The following is a 3,850-nucleotide window of genomic DNA, read 5'->3' on the forward strand; positions in this document are numbered from 1 at the left end:
GATTTTATCTCCGATAAAATGGATTATTGTTAAATGATAACTAGAAAATCGTAAGGTGGGATTCTTTCAGAATGATAAATACAACGTTTCGTTTATCCGTACAGCTTGTCATTCCGTTGGAAACTATGCATTGCTTGGTTGGAAAACGCAAAGGCGCTAGTTTTGTCCTAAGCTTGATGTTTTTAAGGTGCTAGGATTTTATCTCCGATAAAATTTGATAACGTCAAAAACTGAACAACCTATCTGTGTTAAGTTCTTGCCATTATTTTATTATATTTGAGAGAATGTTTATCTCATTCCAATATATGCAGCGTATACAAAAAACTATTGCGTTTGACTGGCAGTCAAAAGGTCACGGGTTCGAATCCCGTATTCTCCACTAAACGATAATATTTAATTTATTTGTCACAGATTTTTATCCTTTCACAGATTGAGCGGATTGAACAGATGTTTAGATTAAACTCAAAATCAGCTCAGTTGTACCTGGAAATCATCACTTAAAGTCAAGACACCTTCCGTGATCGCTTCCGGGTGGGTAGAGAAGCCTTTTAATTTTGAGGTTTTCCCTTTTAATACCAAGTCTAAAAGCTGTTTATCAGATAATTTTTTACCGAAGATTTCAAAGGTAATTTTAAAGCCACAGTTTTTGAAATCAGAGCAGCCTACAGCGGTTTTTCCTTTGATCAGATTATGTTCTTTACATTTAGGGCATTTCGTTTCTTCCCAGGACTGCAATTCTTTTTTCTGTGCAGGTTCTCTTTTTTTCTTCTCCTTTACTTCTTCTTTTTCTTCTTCCTGAAGGGTAATCACTTTTCCTTTTCCGTATACCACTTTTTCAGTGAGTTCTGTCACCATCTGAATCAGTTCTTCTTTGAAAAGATTGGCTTCATACTCTCCTTTTTCAATTTTACGAAGTTTGGATTCCCATTCTCCGGTCAGTTCCGGACTCTTTAACAGTTCGTCTTCAATGGTATCAATTAGCTGGATTCCGGTTTGAGTAGCGATGAGGTTTTTCCTTTTCTTCTCGATGTATTTTCTTTTGAAAAGGGTTTCGATGATGTTGGCACGGGTGGATGGTCTTCCTATACCGTTGTTCTTCAGCATTTCACGCAATTCTTCATCTTCTACCTGTTTTCCGGCAGTTTCCATGGCTCTCAGCAGTGTTGCTTCCGTGTAAGGTTTTGGAGGAGTCGTTTTTCCCTGGTGGATCATCGGATCGTGGGGTCCGGTTTCTCCTACAATAAATTCAGGGATGGTTTGTTCTTCCTCTTTTTCTTTTTCCTTATCGGTGGTTTCTTCTTTCGGTTCTTTGGCGTAAACGGCTCTCCATCCAGCTTCAAGAACCTGTCTTCCGCTGGTTTTGAAAGGAATAGTTCCTACTTTTCCTTCTACCAAAGTATTGGAAATTTTACATTCCGGGTAGAATACGGCAATAAAACGTTTTGCAATCAGATCATAAATCAGTTTTTCTTCCCTGCTCAGATTCTGAGAAGGTGGGATTTCCGTAGGAATGATGGCATGGTGATCGGTTACTTTTGTATCATCGAAAACAGCCTTTGATTTTGGAATCGGAGCTTCCAGTAATGGAGCAATCAGATCCTGATAAGGATACATTTTCTGAAGAATACCCGTTATTTTCGGATATAAACTCTCGGATAGATAAGTAGTATCAACACGAGGGTAAGTCACGTGTTTCTTTTCGTAAAGACTTTGAATATAATTCAGCGTATTTTCAGCTGAATATCCGTATTTTTTATTGGCTTCTACCTGAAGTCCGGTCAAATCAAAAAGTCTTGGATTTTTTTCTTTTCCTTCTTTAATTTCGAAAGAAACGATCTCAAATGGATTTACTTTAAGGTATTCCAATCCTTTCTCAGCACGCTCCAACGTTTTTAAACGATCGATCGCCGCATTGAAAATCACATCACGGTATTTGGTTTTCAGTTCCCAATATTCTTCTGTGGTAAAGGCATCAATTTCTTTCTGACGCTGCACCAGCATCGCCAATGTAGGAGTTTGCACTCTTCCAATAGAAAGAACGGCTTTATTCCCACCAAATTTTTTCGTAAAAAGTCTTGTTGCATTGATTCCCAATAACCAATCTCCTATGGCTCTCGCATTTCCGGCCAGATATAGGTTTTTATAATCTTCTGCAGGTTTTAAGCTCGCAAATCCTTCTTTAATAGCATCTTCCGTCAATGAAGAAATCCATAAACGCTGAATTGGTTTATTACATTTTGCTTTCTGTAATACCCAACGCTGAATGAGTTCTCCCTCCTGCCCGGCATCCCCGCAGTTAATGACCTCATCACATTCTTCGACCAATCTTTCAATCACTTTAAACTGATTTTCAACGCCTTTATTCGGGATTAGCTTGATTCCAAAACTGTTGGGAATAATGGGTAATGAAAAAAGATTCCAGGATTTGAACTGAGGACCGTAGTCGTGCGGTTCTTTCAGGGTACAAAGATGTCCGAACGTCCATGTTACGCAATAGCCATTCCCTTCCATATAGCCTTGTTTAGGCGTGGTAGCGCCCAATACTTTGGCGATATCTCTGGCAACACTGGGTTTCTCGGCAATACATAATTTCATGAACTCGGGTTTATTGAAGGAGTGCAAAAATCGGGATTTTTTTTGACTTTTCAAATTTAGTTAAATGTTGAGGACTTAGAGTTGAAAGAGAGTAAATTACGTTTTTGTATTCTAAAGATGCAATGTTTTACAATATAGTTTATCAACTTATTTAAACGTTCTATGTTAACTTGCAAATAAATTGTTTGTCAGATAGGTAATCGTGATGACATTTTTTATAAAAAAAGCCCCCTTATAAAAAGGAGGCAGGATCAACAATGTAATGAAACTAGTTCATTATTTCTTTTTTGCTTCTGAAATGGCATCGGAAATTCCTCCGCCTGCGGTTTCAAAGAAGGCAGGACCAGCCAGAAGGTATACTTTTTCTATTTTTTTTGTGGTGGATAATTTGTGTTCTTTCAGATAATTTTCAGAACGGTTGGCATGTACAATTCCTCTTACAACATTTCCAGCTACCAAAGCAGTTGGTGAATCTATTCCGGCATCCTTCAGGTCGCTGGCGAAGGCAAAATTGGTAACGCCTAATCTCATGGCCTCACGGGCAGCCACTTCGCCTACGGAAGTCATTAAATCAGGAGTGAATTTATTACGGTCACCTAAACCGATCAATAATAACTTCTTTGCAGACATCGATCCTGCAGGCGGTGTAATTAAAATGGTTTCCAAAGAATGTCCCTGAAATTGTCCTGTTTTTCTAAGGTTGGTCAGTTCTCCTTTTAAGGCCTCATCCAGGTGAACCAATCCATTCAATTTAGCGGGTAATGCCTGAGCATTGAAGATGTCTCCTTCTGTATATTCGAAAACACAGGCTACCTGAAGTTGGGCGTCAGCAGATGATGGACCTTGTACTAGTCCTATCATGGAAATTCCGTCTACGGTTCCCCAGGTTTTGGAAGTTCCGATGGCTGTGGTTTTTGCAGGAGCAGTGGTTGTAGTTTGTGCAAAGTTTAAGGTAGATAATGCTAAAGCTGCAATTACCAGTGAGTGTTTTAGTGTATTTTTCATGTGATTTATTTTTTGTTGTTTATTGCGGGGTGCGGGATTCGAGTTGCGGGTTATTTTTGTTGCTTGTTATTTTTGTTGCGTGGTTGTAAGTTTTTTTTGTTGGAATAACGCAAAGACGCAAAGTTTTTAGGGTTTATGTTTTTAAGGCGCAAGTCGCTTTGCTCCAGCTATTTTTTATTTCTTTTCCAAAGTTTGTTGCGAGATGCGGGATTCGAGTTGCGGGTTATTTTTGTTGCTTGTTATTTTTGTT

2 protein-coding genes and 1 tRNA gene are annotated in these 3,850 nt (G+C 38.8%); 1 reads left to right on the forward strand and 2 read right to left on the reverse strand.

Features of this window, described 5'->3' with window-relative positions:
• Nucleotides 1–309: 309 nt before the first annotated feature.
• Nucleotides 310–379: transfer RNA gene (locus tag NK356_RS23885), tRNA-Ala, on the forward strand.
• Nucleotides 380–468: 89 nt separating this feature from the next.
• Here the strand turns inward: NK356_RS23885 and NK356_RS23890 are convergent.
• Together NK356_RS23890 and NK356_RS23895 are read right to left on the reverse strand one after the other, a co-directional pair.
• Nucleotides 469–2,595: a type IA DNA topoisomerase gene (locus tag NK356_RS23890; RefSeq protein ID WP_034697604.1), complete on the reverse strand. Its 2,127-nt coding sequence runs from the start codon at nt 2,593–2,595 to the stop codon at nt 469–471.
• A 276-nt stretch (nt 2,596–2,871) separates the two neighbouring features.
• Nucleotides 2,872–3,600 carry a M17 family peptidase N-terminal domain-containing protein gene (locus NK356_RS23895; RefSeq protein ID WP_253318233.1) on the reverse strand — a complete coding sequence of 243 codons (729 nt, stop codon included), beginning with the start codon at nt 3,598–3,600 and terminating at the stop codon, nt 2,872–2,874.
• Nucleotides 3,601–3,850: the final 250 nt, after the last annotated feature.

This window comes from Chryseobacterium sp. S0630 (genome assembly GCF_024158915.1).
Lineage (GTDB): Bacteria > Bacteroidota > Bacteroidia > Flavobacteriales > Weeksellaceae > Chryseobacterium.

What these genes read in the sequence shown, in the direction of transcription:
- NK356_RS23890 (WP_034697604.1), bottom strand. Translation starts at nt 2,595, where the DNA reads ATGAAATTATGTATTGCCGAGAAACCCAGTGTTGCCAGAGATATCGCC.
- NK356_RS23895 (WP_253318233.1), bottom strand. Translation starts at nt 3,600, where the DNA reads ATGAAAAATACACTAAAACACTCACTGGTAATTGCAGCTTTAGCATTA.